Annotated in this window: 18 protein-coding genes; 8 read left to right on the plus strand and 10 right to left on the minus strand. The window is 65.3% G+C overall.

Annotation, left to right across the window (positions count from 1 at the left end):
• Positions 1-37: 37 nt before the first annotated feature.
• From HD883_RS12300 to HD883_RS12315, 4 genes are all read left to right on the plus strand, one after another.
• Complete coding sequence (locus HD883_RS12300) at positions 38-1102, plus strand: tripartite tricarboxylate transporter substrate binding protein (RefSeq protein WP_179585116.1); 1065 nt, start codon at positions 38-40, stop codon at positions 1100-1102.
• A gap of 79 nt (positions 1103-1181) precedes the next feature.
• Entirely contained in the window at positions 1182-1757 is a 576-nt protein-coding gene (locus tag HD883_RS12305) for a cupin domain-containing protein (RefSeq protein WP_179585114.1), read from the plus strand.
• Positions 1754-2740, plus strand: a complete 987-nt coding sequence (locus tag HD883_RS12310; RefSeq protein WP_179585112.1) for an amidohydrolase family protein — start codon at positions 1754-1756, stop codon at positions 2738-2740. The genes HD883_RS12305 and HD883_RS12310 overlap by 4 nt, the downstream gene beginning before the upstream one ends.
• Before the next feature lie 37 nt (positions 2741-2777).
• Positions 2778-3671 (plus strand): LysR family transcriptional regulator, encoded by an 894-nt coding sequence (locus HD883_RS12315; protein ID WP_179585110.1) that lies wholly within the window; start codon positions 2778-2780, stop codon positions 3669-3671.
• Between the two features lie 105 nt (positions 3672-3776).
• Here the strand turns inward: HD883_RS12315 and HD883_RS12320 are convergent, their stop codons facing one another.
• The 6 genes from HD883_RS12320 to HD883_RS12345 form a co-directional block, all read right to left on the minus strand.
• Positions 3777-4118 (minus strand): DUF3325 family protein, encoded by a 342-nt coding sequence (locus tag HD883_RS12320; protein ID WP_179585108.1) that lies wholly within the window; start codon positions 4116-4118, stop codon positions 3777-3779.
• On the minus strand, positions 4115-5719 hold the full coding sequence (locus HD883_RS12325; protein WP_179585106.1) for a PepSY-associated TM helix domain-containing protein: 1605 nt from the start codon (positions 5717-5719) through the stop codon (positions 4115-4117). The genes HD883_RS12320 and HD883_RS12325 overlap by 4 nt, the downstream gene beginning before the upstream one ends.
• Positions 5719-5955 carry a hypothetical protein gene (locus HD883_RS12330; protein WP_179585104.1) on the minus strand — a complete coding sequence of 79 codons (237 nt, stop codon included), beginning with the start codon at positions 5953-5955 and terminating at the stop codon, positions 5719-5721. Before HD883_RS12330 ends, HD883_RS12325 begins: the two co-directional genes overlap by 1 nt.
• Positions 5956-6074: 119 nt before the next feature.
• Positions 6075-8420, minus strand: coding sequence for a TonB-dependent receptor domain-containing protein (locus HD883_RS12335; protein WP_179585102.1), 2346 nt, complete (start codon positions 8418-8420; stop codon positions 6075-6077).
• Between the two features lie 169 nt (positions 8421-8589).
• On the minus strand, positions 8590-9609 hold the full coding sequence (locus HD883_RS12340) for a FecR family protein (protein ID WP_373563355.1): 1020 nt from the start codon (positions 9607-9609) through the stop codon (positions 8590-8592).
• Positions 9610-10095, minus strand: a complete 486-nt coding sequence (locus HD883_RS12345; protein WP_373563356.1) for a sigma-70 family RNA polymerase sigma factor — start codon at positions 10093-10095, stop codon at positions 9610-9612.
• A 210-nt stretch (positions 10096-10305) separates the two neighbouring features.
• Here HD883_RS12345 and HD883_RS12350 point away from each other — a divergent pair, with 210 nt between their 5' ends.
• The 4 genes from HD883_RS12350 to trmB all read left to right on the plus strand — a co-directional run bounded on the left by HD883_RS12350 (position 10306) and on the right by trmB (position 14279).
• Entirely contained in the window at positions 10306-11694 is a 1389-nt protein-coding gene (locus tag HD883_RS12350; RefSeq protein WP_179585098.1) for an FAD-binding oxidoreductase, read from the plus strand.
• A gap of 55 nt (positions 11695-11749) precedes the next feature.
• Positions 11750-13144, plus strand: a complete 1395-nt coding sequence (locus HD883_RS12355; RefSeq protein WP_179585094.1) for an FAD-binding oxidoreductase — start codon at positions 11750-11752, stop codon at positions 13142-13144.
• A gap of 141 nt (positions 13145-13285) precedes the next feature.
• Entirely contained in the window at positions 13286-13486 is a 201-nt protein-coding gene (thiS, locus tag HD883_RS12360; RefSeq protein ID WP_179585089.1) for a sulfur carrier protein ThiS, read from the plus strand.
• Position 13487: 1 nt separating this feature from the next.
• Positions 13488-14279 (plus strand): tRNA (guanosine(46)-N7)-methyltransferase TrmB, encoded by a 792-nt coding sequence (gene trmB / locus HD883_RS12365; protein ID WP_179585078.1) that lies wholly within the window; start codon positions 13488-13490, stop codon positions 14277-14279.
• Positions 14280-14423: 144 nt separating this feature from the next.
• On the opposite strand, the gene HD883_RS12370 is transcribed toward trmB, so the two are convergent.
• From HD883_RS12370 to HD883_RS12385, 4 genes are read right to left on the minus strand one after another with little or no spacing between them, the layout of a single operon-like run.
• On the minus strand, positions 14424-15125 hold the full coding sequence (locus tag HD883_RS12370) for an ABC transporter ATP-binding protein (protein ID WP_179585067.1): 702 nt from the start codon (positions 15123-15125) through the stop codon (positions 14424-14426).
• Entirely contained in the window at positions 15118-15870 is a 753-nt protein-coding gene (locus HD883_RS12375) for an ABC transporter ATP-binding protein (RefSeq protein WP_179585065.1), read from the minus strand. The genes HD883_RS12370 and HD883_RS12375 overlap by 8 nt, the downstream gene beginning before the upstream one ends.
• A complete protein-coding gene (locus tag HD883_RS12380) occupies positions 15867-16961 on the minus strand; it encodes a branched-chain amino acid ABC transporter permease (RefSeq protein ID WP_179585063.1) in 1095 nt (364 codons plus the stop codon). The genes HD883_RS12375 and HD883_RS12380 overlap by 4 nt, the downstream gene beginning before the upstream one ends.
• Positions 16958-17824 carry a branched-chain amino acid ABC transporter permease gene (locus HD883_RS12385; protein WP_179585061.1) on the minus strand — a complete coding sequence of 289 codons (867 nt, stop codon included), beginning with the start codon at positions 17822-17824 and terminating at the stop codon, positions 16958-16960. The genes HD883_RS12380 and HD883_RS12385 overlap by 4 nt, the downstream gene beginning before the upstream one ends.

The following is a 17824-nucleotide window of genomic DNA, read 5'->3' on the forward strand; positions in this document are numbered from 1 at the left end:
AACAGCCTGCCGATCGAGCGGGCTGCAAGGAGACAGCATGTTGAATCGTATCTTCGGGGCGGGCGCAGCCGCGCTGACCGCCGCCGTGCGGACGTCGCTCGCGCTGGCGCTGGCGTTGGCGCTGGCGTTGGCGCTGGCATTAACGCTGACACCAGCCCACGCCCAAGGGCCCGCTCCCGCCCCGACCCAGGCGCAGTCGTCATCCTGGCCCGATCGCCCCATCCGTCTGGTGGTGCCTTTCGGCGCGGGCGGGCCGGACACGACGGCGCGCATCCTGGGACAACAACTGAGCAAGCAGCTGGGCCAGCTGATCATCGTGGATAACCGGGCGGGCGCCAACGGGATCATTGGCGCCGATGCCGTCGCCAAGGCAGCGCCGGATGGCTATACGTTGATGCTGACGTCCGCCTCGTTCGCGGTCAATCCCAGCATCTACAAGAAGCTGCCTTACGACAGCAAGCGCGACTTCGTCGACATTGCGCAAGTGGCCGCGGGCGAAGGTTTGATCCTGGCGGTGTACCCGGGCGTCCCGGCCAGGACGCTGGCGGAGTTCCTGGCGCTGGCGCGTGACCCGAACAGCAAGATCGCCTATGGGTCGCCGGGCATCGGCAATACGCTGCACCTGGCCGGCGAACGGTTCAACATGCGCGCCGGCACGAAGATGCTGCATGTGCCGTACAAGGGCGGTGGCCCGGCCGCGGCGGCGCTATTGGGCGGCGAGATCCAGGCCATGCTGATGACGGCGCCGACCGCCCTGCCCCAGATACGCGCGGGCAAGTTGCGGGCGCTCGCCTTCACGGGCGCGACGCGCGCGAGCTATCTGCCCGATGTGCCCACGTTGAAGGAAGCCGGCGTGCCCGATTTTGATGTGGATGCCGGATGGCATGGCCTGTTCGCGCCCGCCAATACGCCGCCCGCCATCGTCCAGCGCTTGCGCCAGGAAGTCACGAAGGCGCTGCAGACGCCCGAGATGACGCAGGCCATCAAGGACACCGGACTGATGCCGTCCACGCTGCCACCCGATGCTTTCCCGCAAATCGTCGATGCCGACATCGCCAAGTACACCGAGCTGGTACGCATCGCCCGCGTCGAGCCGGAATGAGTCCGGGCAGCAGTACCCACAGGACCGGTTCGATCCAGCCCGGCATGACAACGATTCCGCCCCCCACCCAGGAGATCCCATGACCCACCCCGTACGACGCGTGATCACCGGCCACGATGCCCAAGGCAAAGCCATCGTCGTGTCCGACGGCCCCGCCACCGCAGTGCGGACCAATCCGCTGCGCCCGGGTTGGCAGTCGACCGAAGTCTGGCGTACGACCGAATCGCCCGCCCGCATCGGGCTTGAGCTGGAACCGGATCCCACGGCGGGCTCCCATCGGATCATGCCCGACCCGCAAGGCACGATCGTGCGGGTCGCCCATTTCGAGCCGGACAGCGAGGCCTTGCGCAATCTGGATCCCGACACATCGCGCCAGATTTTCTCGGCGATGGGCAATGCACAGGCGTCCACCTACAGCGCGGGCGGACGTCACCCGCTGATGCACCGCACCCAGTCGGTCGACTACGCGATCGTGCTGAGCGGCGAGCTGTATCTGGTCCTGGATGACGAGGATGTCCGGCTGACGGCGGGCGATGTGGTTGTCCAGCGCGGCACCAACCACGCGTGGAGCAACCGGTCCACCGAGCGGGCAAGCATTGCATTCATTCTGATCGATGGCGCGTTCGATGCCGATCTTGCAGGAGTCTTGCCATGAACTGCGGTTGCGGCATGACCCGCCGCGGCTTCCTGACCGGTCTGCTGGCCGCAGGCACAGCCGCCGTGTTGCCGGGCTGCGCGACGACGGCGCCCGCTGCCGCGAAGCGTGGGCTGATCGATGTGCATCACCACTACTTTGAAAAGAATTCGACCTTTGGCTGGACGGTGGAACAGACACTGGCCGATATGGACAGCGTGGGCACCCGGATGGCGATGCTGTCGGTGGCGCGTCCGGAACCGGCGACCCACCCCGAGCAGGCCAGGCGCCTGGCCCGCGCAGGCAACGAGTACGCGGCGCAGCTGGGCATCGACCACAAGGGACGTTTCGGATCGTTTGCATCGCCGCCGCTGCTCAATATGGACGACGCGCTGAAGGAGATCGAATATGCCATGGACGTGCTGAAAGCCAACGGCATCGCCTTGCGGACCAGCCTGGGCGACAAGTGGCTGGGGAACCCTTACTTTGCCCCGATGATGGCCGAACTGAATCGCCGCAAGGCGGTTGTGTTCGTCCACCCGACGACGGCGGAGTGCTGCAACAACCTGGTCAAGGACATTCCCGCGACGGTGATCGAGTACGGCACGGACACGACCCGCACGATCACGAATCTTGTGTTTTCGGGCACGGCGGCGCGGTATCCCGACATCCGCTTCATTTTCTCGCACGCGGGCGGCACGTTGCCCTTCCTGACGGAACGATTGCTGAAGCTGCCCGAGATGAACCCTGCCCTGAAGGCAAGCGTGCCCAATGGCGTGTTGCACGAACTGCGCCGCTTCCATTACGACACCGCCTGGTCGGCCACGCCGTATGCCCTGTCTTCGTTGATGAAGCTGGTGGACCCGGCGCAAGTCGTGTTCGGCACGGACTTTCCGTATCGCACCAGCCTGGACACGGTCAATGGCCTGGTCGACTACGGGTACGCGCAGAAGGATCTGGACGCCATCACGCAGCGCAATGCGAGCCGGCTGCTGGGGCTATAGTGGCCCATCGCTACCACCGTGTATCAGCGCCGCCTTCATGCAGCTCAATTCCCGGCAGCTTCGCGCGTTCCTTCTGGTCGCCCAGCAGCGCAACTTTTCGCGGGCGGCCGACCTGCTGGGTGTCACTCAGTCAGGTTTGAGCGTGCTCATTCGTGATCTGGAAACGCAGATCGGCTTCCGGCTGTTCGACCGGACCACCCGGCATGTGTCGCTGACGGAGTTTGGCGCGGAGTTCCACCCGGTGGTCGAACGCACGCTGTCGGACCTGGAGTCGGCGGTGCATCGGATCGCGCGGTCGGCGTCGACGCAGGAACGCTGCCTGACCATCGGCGCGACCCAGTTCATGTCGACCTATGTCATGCCGGCGGCGATTGCGGAGTTCAACGCGTCGTCCAGAGGGGTGCAGGCACGGCTGGTCGACAGCGACCGCGCCAACATCTGCCCGCTGGTCGAATCCGGCAAGCTGGATATGGCGGTGGGGATTTTCTTGCGGCCGGGCAGCGGCGTGCAGGGTGCGCCGCTGGTGGAAGGATCCTTTTCCGCCGTGCGCGCGGGCAGCCCGTCGAAGCGGCGCAAGGCCATTGCCTGGTCGGACCTGGCGCATGAAACGCTGATTCTGCTGCCCGATGAAAATCCGATCCAGCAGCGCGTGAACGAACAATTGAGCCGCATCGAGCGGGGCCACGCCGACCTGGTGTTCAACCATATCGAGACGCAGGTGGCGATGGCCGAGACCGGTGCCGGCGTCGCCATCGTGCCGTCGCTGGCCCTGCCCGCTTTCCGGCGACGGAAGATCGAGGTGCAGGACCTGATCGACCCTGTCGTTCCGCTCGAGATCTGGCAGATCTGGAACGGCGCCGGCCGCCAGCGGGACGATATGGCGACGTTCACGGATTTCCTGAAGCGCTACATCGCACAGTGGGCGGGGTGACGCGTCGGCCGCGCGACTGTGGACGCGATTGCGGACGCGTTTCCTAAAGTACGGGCCAGCGCGCTTGCAGACGCGCGGGGTCAACGAGCTTGCAGCCGCGCGGGGTCAGCGCGCTTGCAGCCGCGCGCGCAGGCAGGTCAACGTCAGCGCGACCAGAAGCGCCGCCAGGCAGGTCAGGCAACTCCACATCAGAACGCCAAAGCTCCAGCCGTCCTGGGTGACGCAAAGGGCTGCGGACACCAAGGTCAAGAGCACCGCACCAAGGCGCAGGAAAAAAATACCAAGGCGCGTTGGCGCATCCCCGGCTTGGCTGAGTCCGCAGCACGATGCCCAGCCGCCACGCGCCATGCGCCCGACCCAATCCCGATGCGCGGACTGCGTCAGGGCGATCGCGGCCCAGCCAACGTAGGAGCAGACCAACGCGAGCCCCGCCAGCCAGGGGGTCATGCCGAGTCACCCCTGGCAGCCGGAGCGGCGGGGCGATCGGGTACCACGCGTTGCGGCGCCCGGGGGCCCCGCCTGTCGCCGTCCCGCCAGCCGCGCCGCAGCCGCCACCCCGCCCACGTCGCGATGGCCGCCGTCACCAGCAATGCGCCATCCACGCCCCACACAGCTATGGGCCCGACAGCCCCACCCAACCGGTACGCGTCGGTCGTTGCAGCATTCAACACTACGCACAGCACGGCCAGCGCAGCAATCATCCCTGCTTGCTCCCCCCACGCCCGGCCCCCTCGCAGCGCGTGCACCAGAGCCATCAGCCATACGATGAAGAAGGCCCACACTTCCAGTTCCGCCCGCGTCCAACCGAATGCGCTCGCGCCAGCAGGCAAGAGGCGATTCGCCGCAAGATACGCCAGCGTGGCAATCAACAGGCCGGTCACACCGGCAATCGACGTCGCCAGGGCGACACGCGGCCCGATGCCTTCCAGACCGGCCTTCTGCCCCACCGACCGCGACGCCAGCCAGAACACCATGCCCGTGGCAATCATGACGCAGCCCGTCAGACCCAGGAAAAAGTACAGCCACCGCAACGGCCAGTGATCGAACTGGATGAAGTGCACCCCCGACAGGAAACGCTGCACGCTCATGACCGGGCCGGCGGAAAAGCGCGCCAACAATGTGCCTGTCGCCCCATCGAAATACAGCTGGTCGATGTTCATGGTGACCTCGCCAAAGTACGCGCGGCGCAGTTCCACATAGCGGTTGGCATCGCCGGGATTCCAGACCCGCACGAAGTACGGCACGCCGCCGCCCCACACGGATTCAGCCTGCGCCGCCATGGCATCCACCGACGCCAAGGGGCCCTGCGCAGCGAGCCCGGCAAGCGGCCGCGTGTACCGCCCATAACTCTGGGCCTGGAACTGCGCCTTGCCCTTGGCGCCTTCCTGATAGGCCGACTGATAGGCGAAGGGAAAATAGAGGTTGAAGAAGATGACCAGCCCCGACAGCACGATGACGAAATGAAAGGGCAGGCCCAGGACACCGGTCACGTTGTGAAGGTCGAGCGTGCTGCGTGGCAGGCGTTTGTCGGGCCGGAACGTGAAGAATTCCCTGAACACCTTGCGGTGGATGACGATGCCCGCGATCAGCAGCACCAGCATCGCCATGGACGCCGCGCCGACCAACCACTTGCCGATTTCCTTCCACGACAGGTGCAGTCCATAGTGGAAGGGAAAGAAGAACCCGCTGGCGCCTAAGGTGCCAGGGTCGGGCAAGGGATCAAGGGTTGCGGGGTCCAGCAGATGCAGCACAGGCGCTTCGCCCGGCCGCTGCGCAGTGAAGCGCCAGGCAGGCGTGCGTGGGGTCGGCAAGTCGATGCGCCATTGCCGCGCATCCGCCGGCACCAACGACGCAACCGCATCGACCACCGGGTCCATACGCACCGGACCGGGCACCCCTGCCAGCCGCGTCGCTGGCATCATCCAGCGATCCAGTTCACGATCGAACACGCTCAGCGTGCCCATCCAGAAGATGGCAAACAGCAAGGCGCCGAACAGGATGCCCGCCCACCGGTGGACGACGGTGTAGCGCTGACGAACACCGGCCATCAGCGCAGCACTCCGACCAGCCCGGCAAGTACCGCACTCCCCAATGCCATCCACCCGCACAGACGCGCTACGTTGACGCACGCCAGCGCCCACAGCAGCAGTCCGAGATAGATCACCATGCCCGACATGCCGGCGGAAACGACCGCTTCGGACGCAGGCATGCCGGCGCGCACCAGCAGTTGGCCGAGCAGCACCACCGCCAGGCCCGTCAGCGCGTAGCCGCCGGCAATGGCCACGCATACGCCAACGCCAACGCGGACCCAAACGCCGACGCTGGCGCCGACCCGACCTCCGCCCCCAGCGCCGGCCCGCCCGCCGACGCCCACGCGCGCGCCCTTACCTGCCCCTGGCGTCATCAGAACTTGAGCGAGTAGCCCAGCGTGATCGTGCGGCCCCGTCCGGCAAAGTAGCGCAGCGGTTCCACCAGCGCGCTTTGCGAGTAATAGGTGATGTAGTCGCGGTTCAGCAGGTTGCCGACCGCGATGCGCACGGTGCCTTTAGGCAGCTTGTAGCTGGCGGCGGCATCCACCAGGGTGTAGCCGCCAAAGTTCTTTTGCGGATCGTCGAAGTCGCGGCTGATGGCGTGCTGCACCTGCAGGAACGATCCCAGGCGGTCATTCCACTGCGCGCTCCAGTTGGCGATCACCCGGTCGGGCGCGACATTGAGTCCGTCCAGGCGGGCGTCCAGCGAACCATTGGCGTCGCTGTCGTAGCGGCCCTTGGTCTTGGAGTAGGACACCTTGACCTTGTGCGCACGATTTATCTGGTAGCCGATGCCAGCGTCCAGGCCATCGATGCGGTTTTCTTCGCGCGCCGTCATGAAGGCATCGCCGACGCGCACCACACGCGCGCCATAGTCGGAGCTGGACCGGAACAGGCTCGCGTTGACGTCCCACTGGCCCACCTTGTAGCGCCCGCCCAGTTCGATGCTTTTGGTGACGATGGGCGCGAGCGTGCTGAGGTTGCTGATGCCCTGCCCCGGCTGGTTGATCGATCGCAGCACGCGGCCCACGTCGGGCATGCCGAAGCCTTCGGAATAGCTGGTGTACAGGTTCAGGTCCTTGACCGGCTCGAACACCAGGCCCACGTTGTACAGGGTCTTGTTGAAGTCGAGCTTGCCACCTTCGACCGCGACGCCGTTGTAGCGGGCCAGCGTGCGGTAGCTGTCGATGGACAGATCGGCGTACTCGCGGCGCACGCCGCCATGCAGCGTCAGCGTGTCCAGCAACTTGAATTCGCCCTGCGCGAACAACGACAGGTTGCGGTATTCCGACGGCGGCACATAGGTGCGGCCCGTGCCGTACAGGTCCTGCTTGCCTTCATCGAACAGCGTGTCGAAGCCGGCAGTGACCTTCAGGCTTTTATTGAACAAGTCATCTTTTGTCAGGCTGACCTTGCTGCCGGTCTTGGACGATACCGACCGCGACTGGTCGTACAGCGTGCCCAAGGGCGCATAACGCGCGTCCTGGAAGGTGGCGGAATTATCGGCGCCGAACAGGCCTTCGAACTTCTGGTGGAACACCATGGCCGACAGTTCCATGCCCGCCAGGTCGTAATGGTTGTAGGTCGCGCTGGTGGTCCACACATCGTTCCAGGGCGCCGTGCCAGGCGGCGTCGCTTCGGTCGATGTCGTCGGGATGCCCTGTTCGCGATTGCCCGGCACCGCCGTGTAATTCATCTTGGACTTGATGCGGTAGTGGTTCAGCGAAAACTGCAGCCGCTGGTTGTCATCGATCCAGTAGCCGACCTTGCCGAGCAGGTCGCGCGACCGCGAGTCCATCAAATCGCCCTGCGTGTTGTCGGCGCCAATCGAACGGCCTTTGGCATCGCGATACAGGCCCTGGTCTTCGAAGCTGAAGGCAAACAGATAGTCAACATTGTCTTTGCGGCCATCGGCCCGGTACAGGGCCTTGTAGCCCAGCTCGTCGCCACCAAGGTGGGATGTGGGAAACGTGGTCTGCACATCGACGTACTGATTGAAGCTGCCGTTGTCGGGCCGCTTCGTGATCAGGTTGATGGTGCCGCCGGTCGCGCCCAGGCCATTGATCGCGTTGGCGCCCTGGATCACTTCGATGCGTTCCAGCATCGAAAAGTCGATGGTGTGCGCTTCGCGCCCGGTGGGGCGGATCGGGTTGGATTGCGGCACGCCATCGATCAGGATCAGGGGCGTGCGGCCGCGCAGCGTTTCGCCGCTGCCGTTCATCTTGCCGCGGCTGGGGGTGTAGGACGGAATCAGATTGCTCAGCGCGTCCGACGAATTGGTCGAGATCGCCAATTGCTGAGCGATCTCACGTTCGGGAATGATCTGCACGGTCTGCGGCGCCTTGGCCGCTTCCACGTTGGACCGCGATGCCGAGATGGTGACTTCGTCCATCGACGTGATGCGCGCGTCACCACTTGAACCGGCAGCGGCTGATGCCGCGGCCGATGCCGATGCCGCGGCCGGCTTCAGGCGGTACCCCACCGCCGTCCGGTCGATGTCGAATCCGGTTCCCGCCAGCAACGCGGCAAAGCCGTCATCAATGCCATACGTGCCTTTGAGCCCGGGCGACCGCACAGTCGCGGCCTGCCGCGCGTCCAGCGCGAGCGACACGCCCGCTTCCTGCGCGAACCGTGTCAAGGCCGGGTTGAGCGGGCCGGCAGGAATGTCGTAGGCCCTGCCCTGCGCACTGACACTGATCGACGTGACAGCCGCCAGCATGGCGACGCTGCAAGGAATGGCGCGTCGAAAAGGGGGCAGGCGGCGGCGCGGCGTCCGGGGTGGGCGTGATGTCACGGTAAAAAGCGTCCTGAGTCGTTGGGTGATTCGTTGCGTACACAGACAATGACGAACCAGAACCAGAAACCGGAACCGCCGGACCCCTCTTTTTTCAATCGGTGGCCCGACTCACCCACACCCATCGCGACGTGACATAGCGCAGCCGCAGTTCCGGAAAGCTGATCTGCAGCAGGCGCAGCGCCTCGTCCGGCTTGTCGAGCGGCAGGACACCGGACACTTTCAGCCCGGCAAGCGCTTCGCCATCAAAGCGGATGCCGCCCGGGCGGTGCCGGGCCAGTTGCGCGAGCACCTCGGGCAAAGGCTGTTCATCCAGCACCAGTTGGCGCTGCCGCCAGCCGGCTTCGACGCGCCGGGCATCCAGGCTTTCGACCTGCCCGATCCCCTGGGGCGTGACCCGCAACCGCTGGCCGCCCTGCACCACGACGCGGGCCGGCCCCCCTGTCGGCGCCGACAAGGTGTTTTCGACCACCACCTGCGACTCGAACATCTCCAGGTCGGTCTTGCCATTCGCATAGCTGACCAGGAAGCGGGTGCCCAGCGCCTGGATGCGCGTGTCGGGGGTTTCGATCACAAACGGCCGCGACGCATCCTTGGCGACATCCACCCGGATGTCGCCGCCCAGCAGTTCGACCGTGCGGCGCGTTGCGTCGAACCGCAGCTTGATGGCGCTGGCCCCGCTCAGGCTGATGCGCGTGCCGTCGGACAGGGTCTGCTCGATCCATTCACGCTCGGAACTGCGCAGATCGGCCTGCAACAGGCCGGGGGCCGACAACAGGCCGCTGAAACCGATGGCGCCCGCCAACACGACGATGCCAGTCAGCACCGTGCCGGCCTGCAGCGCGCTGCGGCGGCGCCGCTTTCCCGCCCGGGCCGCATCCAGCGCCGCGCGCGCAGGGCGGGCATCATCGCCACTGCGGCGGCGCACCGTGTCGACCTGCCCGATGAAACCTTCGATGCGCGCCGCGGCCTGGGCATGGCGGGGATCGGCGGCGCGCCACGCACGAAAGCCCTGCTCGGCCTGCGCGCGTTCGGTGGCGTCGTCACAGGTCAGCAGCACCATCCATTCCGCGGCCTGCTCGGCGACCGAGGGCGTTTTTCGTTGGGCGGGCACTCAGTTGTCCAGCAGGAACTGGCAGTGCGTCAGCGCCTGCACCAGGTATTTCCTGACCATCCGTTCGGATACGCCCAGGTGGCCGGCGATATCCCGTTGCGGCTCGCCGTCCAGGTAATGCAGCAGGAAGGCCTGCCGAGGCTTGTCGGCAAGTCCGTTCAGGACGGCTTCGATCTGCGTCAGGGCCTGCACGGTTTCCAGGATCTGTTGGGGTGACGGCGCGCCCGTCCGGTGCACGGCGGCCAGGGCAAGTTCCTGCAGGTAGGCGTCTTCGATGACTTTGCGGCGCGCGCGGTCGGCCATCAGGTGATTGGCGGTGGTGACCAGAAACGCCCGGGGTTCACGAATGCCCAGCAAGGTATCGCGCGACGTAATGATCCGCAAAAACGTGTCTTGCGTCAGGTCGGCGGCGTTGTCGGCGGACCCGAGCTTGCGGCGCAGCCAGTTGAACAGCCAGCCCCGATGCTCGCAGTAGAGGGTCGTCACGTGATCCTGCAATGGGGTCCCCTCCGCCAAGGTTGTCGCCGCCACACCCTGCAAATGAGGATGAGAATGATTAACGGCGCATTATATCCACATGCCCCGCCGATCCTTCGCCGCCCAGTTATAGACTCTATGGCAATTCCTTGACTAACCCCCTCCGGTCTTTTCCCCTTTAATGGGGCGAGTTGCCCTCTTCGGGTAAACGAGGCCCCCATGTATCCCATCTCCGACTTCGTGGCCGCGCTTGGCCCGATCGTTTCCACCACGGACCCCATCAGCCTGCGGGCGAAAAGCCGCGACCGGTATGCGGTCAGCCCCATGCTCAAGACCATGCTGGAAGGCAAGCGCGCGGACGTGGTGGTCAGCCCGGCCAGCAAGGCCGAACTGATCCAGGTGGTGGCGGCAGCCGCAAAGTTCCGGATCCCGATCACCACACGCGGCGGCGGCACGGCCAATTACGGCCAGAGCGTGCCGCTGCACGGCGGCATCCTGCTGGACATGAGCGGCGTGGCGGGTGTGCTGTGGACGCGTCCTGGCGAGATCCGGGCGCTGGCCGGCACCATCGTCGACGACATGGACACGGCGGCCAAGGCCATCGGATGGGAGCTGCGCATATTTCCGACCACCAAGACCACGGCCACCATCGGCGGCTTTCTGGCGGGCGGCACGGGCGGAATCGGGAGCGCGTCGTGGGGCGTGCTGCGCGACCGCGGCAACATCACGGCGGTCGAAGTGATCTCTATGGAAGAAACGCCGCGCGTGATCGAACTGCGTGGCCGCGACGCCCGCATGGTGCACCACGCGTACGGCGCGAACTGCATCATCAGCGAGGTCGAGATGCCGCTGGCCCCGGCGTGGGATTGGCTGGAAGCCATCGTGACCTTTCCGGACTATATCGACACGGTCAAATTCGGCGTGGCGCTGGGCAATGAAGACGGCATCGTCAAGAAGCTGCTGTCGGTGCAGGAATGGCCCACGCCCCGCCTGGTGGGCGTGCTGGGCGATCTGGTGCCCGACGGCCATTCGATGATTTCCTGCATGGTGTCGTCCTTGTGCCGGCAGGATTTCGAAGAACTGGTGGCGGAGCATGGCGGCCATCTGGCTTCGGTCTGCCGCGAGAAACAAGGGCCCTACGCGGTCCCGATGTACGAATTTGCGTATGGCCATGCGCTGCGGCAGGTGCAGAAGTCGGATCCCCGCCGCACGTCGGTCGAAGGCTTTTTCAAAAGCGACGATCTGGTCGGCCTGGTGCGCCGCGTGCACGACAAGGTGGACGGCATGGGGCCGATGCGCATGGAATTGCGGCGCTGGGGCGGCGCGCTGGTGGGCAGCGGATCGCCCTATGTGATTTTCGAAAGCGAGGCGCAGATGGCGCGGCTGGTGGAGATCATGCAGGCCGAGGGCGTGAGCGTGGCCAATCCGCACACGTCGTCGGTCCGGTCCGTTGGCAAGAAGGAAGTGAGTGAGCGCGACATTGCGTTCAAGCGGGACATGGACCCGTATGGCCTGCTGAACCCGGGCCGTTTCGATGCGGATGGCAAGGACGAGGCCTTTTCGGCCACCCTGCCCACCGACAGCTGGATGTACCGCAAGGCCGTGTAAAGGCGGCGGCCACCCGCCGCGCCAACGACCTGACCTCTGATTTCCAAGGAATGCCGTGACGTACCCGATAGCCGAATTCTGTGCCGACCTGGGCGACGTGCCCCACGCCACCGACGCGATGACCATCCGCAAAAAAAGCCGCGACCAGTTCGCGGTCAGCCCCCTGCTGCGCCAGTCGCTGGCCGGCCGCGTGGCCGACGTGGTGGCGTCGCCGCGCAGCAAGGACGATGTGCTGACGATCATCAAGGCAGCCGTCAAGCATCGCATTCCGCTGACGGCGCGCGGGGGCGGCACGGCCAACTACGGCCAGAGCGTGCCGCTGCAGGGCGGCATCCTGCTGGACATGACCGGCCTGAGTGGCATCGTGTCGATCAACGAAGGCAACGTGCGGGCGCTGTCCGGCACCTGCATGGCGGACATCGACGTGGCCGCGCGCGAGAAAGGCTGGGAGATGCGCATCCACCCGTCGACGCGTTCGGTGTCGAGCATTGCCGGCTTCGTGGCCGGCGGCAGCGGCGGCATGGGCAGCTGCCAGTGGGGCATGCTGCGTGACCGCGGCAACATCACGGCCATGGAAGTGGTCAGCGTCGAGGCCGAACCGCGCTTTGTCGAACTGCGCGGCCGGGACGTCGAACTGGTCCACCACGCCTACGGCACCAACGCCATCATTACCGAAGTCGAAATGCCGACCACGCCCGCCTGGACCTGGAAGGAAGTGATCGTGGCGTTTCCGGAATTCCTGGTGGCGTCGCGCTTCGGGGTCCAGCTGGCGTCGGAACCGGCGATCACCAAGAAGCTGATCTCGCTGCAGGAATGGCCCGTGGCGCGCCTGATGACGGCGCTGGGCGACATCGTTCCCGACGGCCACACGATGGTCAATTGCATGATCGCGGCGCCGACGATGGACGCATTCAAAGGCCTGGTCGACGACTTTGGCGGCAGCATCGTGCATGAAAGCCTGGAAGGCCAGGGCTTCTATGGCGCGCCGATCTATGAATTTGCGTATGGCCACGGCCTGCGGCAGATCCAGAAGTCGCAGCCGACCTACACCGGTCTGCAGGGCATGTTCCCCGCCCAGGATCTGCTCCCGACCATCGAACGGGTGCACGCGGCCTGGGGCGGCACGGCGCCGCTGCGCATGGAAGTGTTCCTGAGCCAGGGCGAAGTGGTGACCATGGGCTCGCCCGGCATCGTGTATGAAAACGAGGCGCAGATGGCGGCGATCGTGGCCAAGCTGCAGAGCTTTGGCGTGAAGGTGGCGAATTCCCACACCACGGGTGTGCGCGAAGTCGGCATCAAGCAGTTCGATGACCGCGATGCCGTCTTCAAACGGAGCATGGATCCGCACAAGCTGCTCAATCCGGGCAAGCTGGATTTCGATGACATTCCGGCGTCCGACAGCCGGTCATCCCTCCCCACCCAAGGGTGGAGCTTCCGCAAGGCTGGTTAAGCCTACAATGTCCGCCGAATACCCGGTTTTCCTGGCCACACGCCCCGGGTAAGCTCCCCTTTCGTCGATCGCACGCATTCGGTTACGGTCTGTTTGCCCCCGTTTACCGCCGATGCCCTGTCTCGGACTAAAATCCGGCGCATGAAAATCGTAATGAACGGGGAATCGCGCACGATCGAGGTCCCCACCTCTGTCGCGGATCTGATCCAAACGCTGGGCTATGCGGGTAAACGCGTAGCTGTCGAGCGCAATGGCGAGATCGTGCCGCGCAGTGTGCATCAACAAACCATGCTCGCCGACGGTGATCACCTTGAGATCGTCGTCGCGGTCGGCGGAGGCTGACATGACTAATTCCGATATCCTGCGCCCGGCGCCTTTCAACGGACTCGCCACGCTGGCGACCGGCCCGGCCAATGCGGCCACGGCCGCGACTGCCCACATCCGCAGTTTCGTGCATCGCCGGGGCCACATCACGCTGGGCCAGAAAGAAGCGCTCGACACCCTGCTCGACAAATGGTCGATCAAGTACACCGACCGGCACCTGCCTGTGGCGACCACGTTTGGCCGCGAAGCGCCGACCGTGCTCGAGATCGGTTTCGGCATGGGCGAGACGACCGAAAAGATTGCGCTGGCCAAGCCCGAGCTCAATTTCATTGGTGTGGAAGTCTTCAACGCCGGCGTGGGCGCGATGCTCAAGCGTATCGAAACGTCGAACCTGAGCAATGTGCGCATCATCCAGCACGACGCGGTCGAAGTGGTGCGGGACATGATCGCGCCGAACTCGCTGGCTGGCGTGCACGTGTACTTTCCCGATCCGTGGCCCAAGAAGCGCCACAACAAGCGCCGGCTGATCCAGTCGACCTTCGTGTCGCTGCTAGCCAGCCGCATCGCCCCGGGCGGTTATCTGCACTGCGCGACCGACTGGGAAAACTACGCCGAGCAGATGCTGGACGTGCTGTCGCGCGAACCGCTGCTGGCCAATACGGCGGACGGTTTTGCCGAGCGTCCGGCCTGGCGCCCGCAGACCAAGTTCGAAACCCGCGGCCTGCGCCTGGGCCACGGCGTATGGGACGTGATCTTTGAGCGTCCGCAGTTTTCGCGGTTCACGCCGGCACTGCCGACCGTGACGCCGTGATTCTGGCGGGCTGACGCGTTTGCTGCGGCCTGTCTGCGGCAAAGCACGGCGGCGATAAAAAGGGGCGCTTTCTGCGAAGAAAGCGCCCCTTTCGTTTGGTGGCTTCGTGGGGTCAGCCGGGCTCGGCGCGCGACCAGACCGCGTTCACGCCACCGTCAACAAGCGCGTCAGGGTCTGCGGATCGTCCAGCAGGCTCTGGCTGGACGACGCATGCACGATCTGCCCACGCTCCAGCACGATCGCCTGCTGCGTCAGGGCCAGCGCCAGCTTGGCATGCTGTTCGACCACGATCACGGCCATCTGCGAATCCTGCACCAGGCGGCGGATGACACCGGTCAGTTCCTGCACGATGATGGGCGCGAGCCCTTCCATGGGCTCATCCAGCAACAGCAGGCTGGGATTGACCATCAGCGCCCGGGCGATCGCCAGCATCTGCTGTTCGCCCCCCGACAGCTGATTGCCCATGTTGCGTCGCCGTTCCTTCAGCCGCGGGAAGGCGCCATAGACCTTCTCGACATTCCACGGACCGGGCCGCGCCACGGCGGTCAGATGTTCTTCCACGGTCAACGAGGGGAACATATACCGTTCCTGCGGCACCCAGCCCAGGCCCCGGCCCGCACGTTGGTGCGTGGGCACCGCTGCCAGGTCGCCGCCCTTCCAGGTCAGCGAGCCGCCATGCAGGCGCGTGATGCCCATCAGGGTGACCAGCAGCGTCGTCTTGCCCATGCCATTGCGGCCAAGCAAGGCCAGGCTGTCGCCTTCCTGCATGGCCAACGAGATGTCCTCGAGCACCACCGCATCGCCATAGCCGGCGCTGACGTGATCCAGCCGCAGCAGCTCAGCCATGCTGTTCATCCCCCAGATAGACTTCTTTTACGCGCGGATCGGCGGCGATCTCGGCCGGCGTGCCTTCCACGAGTTTCTGCCCGCCCACCATCACCGTGATGCGGTCCGCAAACTTGAACACCAGTCCCATATCGTGTTCGATGAACAGGATCGTCACGTCGCGTGGCAGGTCGGCAATCACCGAAAAAAGCTCGGTGCTTTCGCCGGTGGGCACGCCCGCAGCCGGCTCGTCCAGCAATAGAATGCGCGGCTTGGTGGCCAGGGCCAGCGCGATCTCGACCAGGCGTTGCCGGCCATAGGCCAGGTTCCGCGTGATTGTGTGCGCGTCGTCCTGCAGCCGCAATGACGTCAGCAAGGCCATGGCCTCGTCGATCTCGGCATGGTGGCTCGCCACCGTCTTGTGCCACGTGCGGCCGATGCCCTTGCGTTCGCAAATGGCCAGCACCACCGAATCGAGCACGCTCAATCCCGGGAACAGGGTGTTGATCTGGAACGTGCGTGTCATGCCGCGTTTGACGCGGGCATGTTGCGGCAGGCCGGTGATCGCCTCGCCTTCCAGGAAGATGCTGCCCGCCGTGGGGCGCAGGGCGCCAGTCAGCAGGTTGATCAGCGTGGTCTTGCCAGCGCCGTTCGGGCCGATCAGCGCATGCCGCGCGCCGGTCTCGAACGACAGGGTCATGTCGTGGACGGCGCGGAAATCGCCAAAGGCCTTGCCCAGCCCTTCGGTACGCAGGGCGATGCTCATGGAAGGCCTCCGGCGGCGGGACGGCGGGTTTTGGTGTCGCCTTTAGAGTTGGCCTTGCCGCGGCCATCCTTGCGCGAGCGCAGACGGCTCAGGGCACCCAGCACGCCACCGCGTGCGAACAGCACCAGGCACACCAGCAGCAGGCCCAGCCAGAACTGCCAGTACACGGCGCTGAGGTTAGACAGTTGATCCTGCAGCACCATGAAGATGGCAGCGCCAATCAGGCCGCCATACAGGTACCCGGCGCCGCCGACCACCAGCATGATGAGGATCTCGGCCGACCGGGTAAAGCTGAGCACGTCGATACCGACGAACTGCGTGGTCTGCGCAAGCAAGCCGCCCGCTACACCCGCCAGCGCCGCCGACATCGTATACACCGCAGCCAGGCGTCCGGCCACCGACACGCCAATCGCGGGCATGCGCTTTTCGCCTTCGCGGATCCCCTTCAGGCTCAGGCCGAACGGCGACCGCACAATGCGGCGCGCCAGCAGGAACATCAGGAACAGCACCACCAGGATGTAGACATAGGCGGTCGTGCCGTCAAAGCCGAATTCGAACCGGCCCAGCAGCGGCTTCATTTCGACGCCGCTCAGGCCGTCGACGCCGCCCGTCACATCGTGCAGGCGGTTGGCGACTTCATACAGCATGAGACCGATGCCGAGCGTCACGATCAGCCGCGTCAGGTCCTTGCCGCGAACGATCAGTGCACTGGTGATCAGGCCAGCCACCGCGGCCACCGCCGCAGCGGCGACCAGGCCACTGATCGGCTCGCCCCAGCCGTGCTTGGCGAGCAGGCCGGCCGTATACGCGCCCAGGCCGAAGAACGCGGCATGGCCCAGCGAGACAATGCGCGCGTACCCAAGGATCAGGTCCAGGGACATGGCGAACAGCCCCGCGATCAGGATCTGCCCGCCAAGCGTGCGATAGCCCGGAAACAGGAAGAAGGCGGCGACCGGCAGCAGCCAGAACAGGACTTCGGCCCAGACCAGTGGTTTCGTCGGCGGCACATTGGCCGCGGCGACCGCATTGGCTGCGTCCACCTGAGTCACGGGGGCCGTTGCCGGAACCGTCTTGCGGATATCCGGGTTCATGACCGTTTCCCGAAAAGGCCGTTGGGAAACACCACAAGGGTCACGACCATGATGAAGTAGATGACGAAGGAGCCGACTTCCGGCACATAGTATTTGCCGGCCACGTCGAACAGGCCAAGCAGGATGGCGGCCACCAGCGGCCCGCGGATGCTCGCGCCGCCACCGACCGCGACCACCAGCAGGAAATACACCATGTACTTGAGCGGGAAGTTGGGATCGAGGCCCAGCATGTTGATGGCGAGTCCGCCGCCCAATGCCGCCAGGGCCGACCCCAGCGCGAACGTCACGCTGAAGACCCGTTCGACATTGATGCCCAGGCCTTTCGATGCCACCGGATTGTCGACCGACGCGCGGACCTGCGCGCCGAAGCGCGTGCGCTCCAGCAGCAGGTGCAGCGCCACGGTAATGACCAGCACGACGGCGATCAGGAACAGCCGGTAGGACCCCAGTTGCACCCCGAACAGGGACACCTGTCCGGTAATGAAGGCCGGCAGCGACACCGGCTGCTGGCTGGGACCAAAGAAGTAGGCCGCGGTCGCGACCGACATGAAGACAAGGCCGATGGTGAACAGCACCTGATCCAGGTGCGTTGCGTCATACAGCCGGCGATACAGGGTGCGTTCCAGCAGCACGCCCGCGATCGCGCCGATGAACGGCGAGACCGCGAGCGCGGCCAGGAAGGGCATGCCCAGCCGCGTCATGCCCATTACGCAGACATAGCCGCCCAGCATGGCAAACGCGCCATGGGCCAGGTTGATGAAGTTCATGAGGCCCATCGTGACCGACAGGCCGATACTGATCAGGAACAACAGGCAGCCATACGCCACCCCGTCGAAGACGATTCCGATGACGTTGGCTGCCAT

Source organism: Pigmentiphaga litoralis, from assembly GCF_013408655.1.
In the GTDB taxonomy this organism is placed as follows: domain Bacteria; phylum Pseudomonadota; class Gammaproteobacteria; order Burkholderiales; family Burkholderiaceae_B; genus Pigmentiphaga; species Pigmentiphaga litoralis_A.

What these genes read in the sequence shown, in the direction of transcription:
- thiS (WP_179585089.1), top strand. Translation starts at nt 13,286, where the DNA reads ATGAAAATCGTAATGAACGGGGAATCGCGCACGATCGAGGTCCCCACC.
- trmB (WP_179585078.1), top strand. Translation starts at nt 13,488, where the DNA reads ATGACTAATTCCGATATCCTGCGCCCGGCGCCTTTCAACGGACTCGCC.
- HD883_RS12370 (WP_179585067.1), bottom strand. Translation starts at nt 15,125, where the DNA reads ATGGCTGAGCTGCTGCGGCTGGATCACGTCAGCGCCGGCTATGGCGAT.
- HD883_RS12380 (WP_179585063.1), bottom strand. Translation starts at nt 16,961, where the DNA reads ATGAACCCGGATATCCGCAAGACGGTTCCGGCAACGGCCCCCGTGACT.
- HD883_RS12350 (WP_179585098.1), top strand. Translation starts at nt 10,306, where the DNA reads ATGTATCCCATCTCCGACTTCGTGGCCGCGCTTGGCCCGATCGTTTCC.
- HD883_RS12305 (WP_179585114.1), top strand. Translation starts at nt 1,182, where the DNA reads ATGACCCACCCCGTACGACGCGTGATCACCGGCCACGATGCCCAAGGC.
- HD883_RS12320 (WP_179585108.1), bottom strand. Translation starts at nt 4,118, where the DNA reads ATGACCCCCTGGCTGGCGGGGCTCGCGTTGGTCTGCTCCTACGTTGGC.
- HD883_RS12385 (WP_179585061.1), bottom strand. Translation starts at nt 17,824, where the DNA reads ATGGCAGCCAACGTCATCGGAATCGTCTTCGACGGGGTGGCGTATGGC.
- HD883_RS12315 (WP_179585110.1), top strand. Translation starts at nt 2,778, where the DNA reads ATGCAGCTCAATTCCCGGCAGCTTCGCGCGTTCCTTCTGGTCGCCCAG.
- HD883_RS12325 (WP_179585106.1), bottom strand. Translation starts at nt 5,719, where the DNA reads ATGGCCGGTGTTCGTCAGCGCTACACCGTCGTCCACCGGTGGGCGGGC.
- HD883_RS12335 (WP_179585102.1), bottom strand. Translation starts at nt 8,420, where the DNA reads ATGCTGGCGGCTGTCACGTCGATCAGTGTCAGTGCGCAGGGCAGGGCC.
- HD883_RS12375 (WP_179585065.1), bottom strand. Translation starts at nt 15,870, where the DNA reads ATGAGCATCGCCCTGCGTACCGAAGGGCTGGGCAAGGCCTTTGGCGAT.
- HD883_RS12300 (WP_179585116.1), top strand. Translation starts at nt 38, where the DNA reads ATGTTGAATCGTATCTTCGGGGCGGGCGCAGCCGCGCTGACCGCCGCC.
- HD883_RS12310 (WP_179585112.1), top strand. Translation starts at nt 1,754, where the DNA reads ATGAACTGCGGTTGCGGCATGACCCGCCGCGGCTTCCTGACCGGTCTG.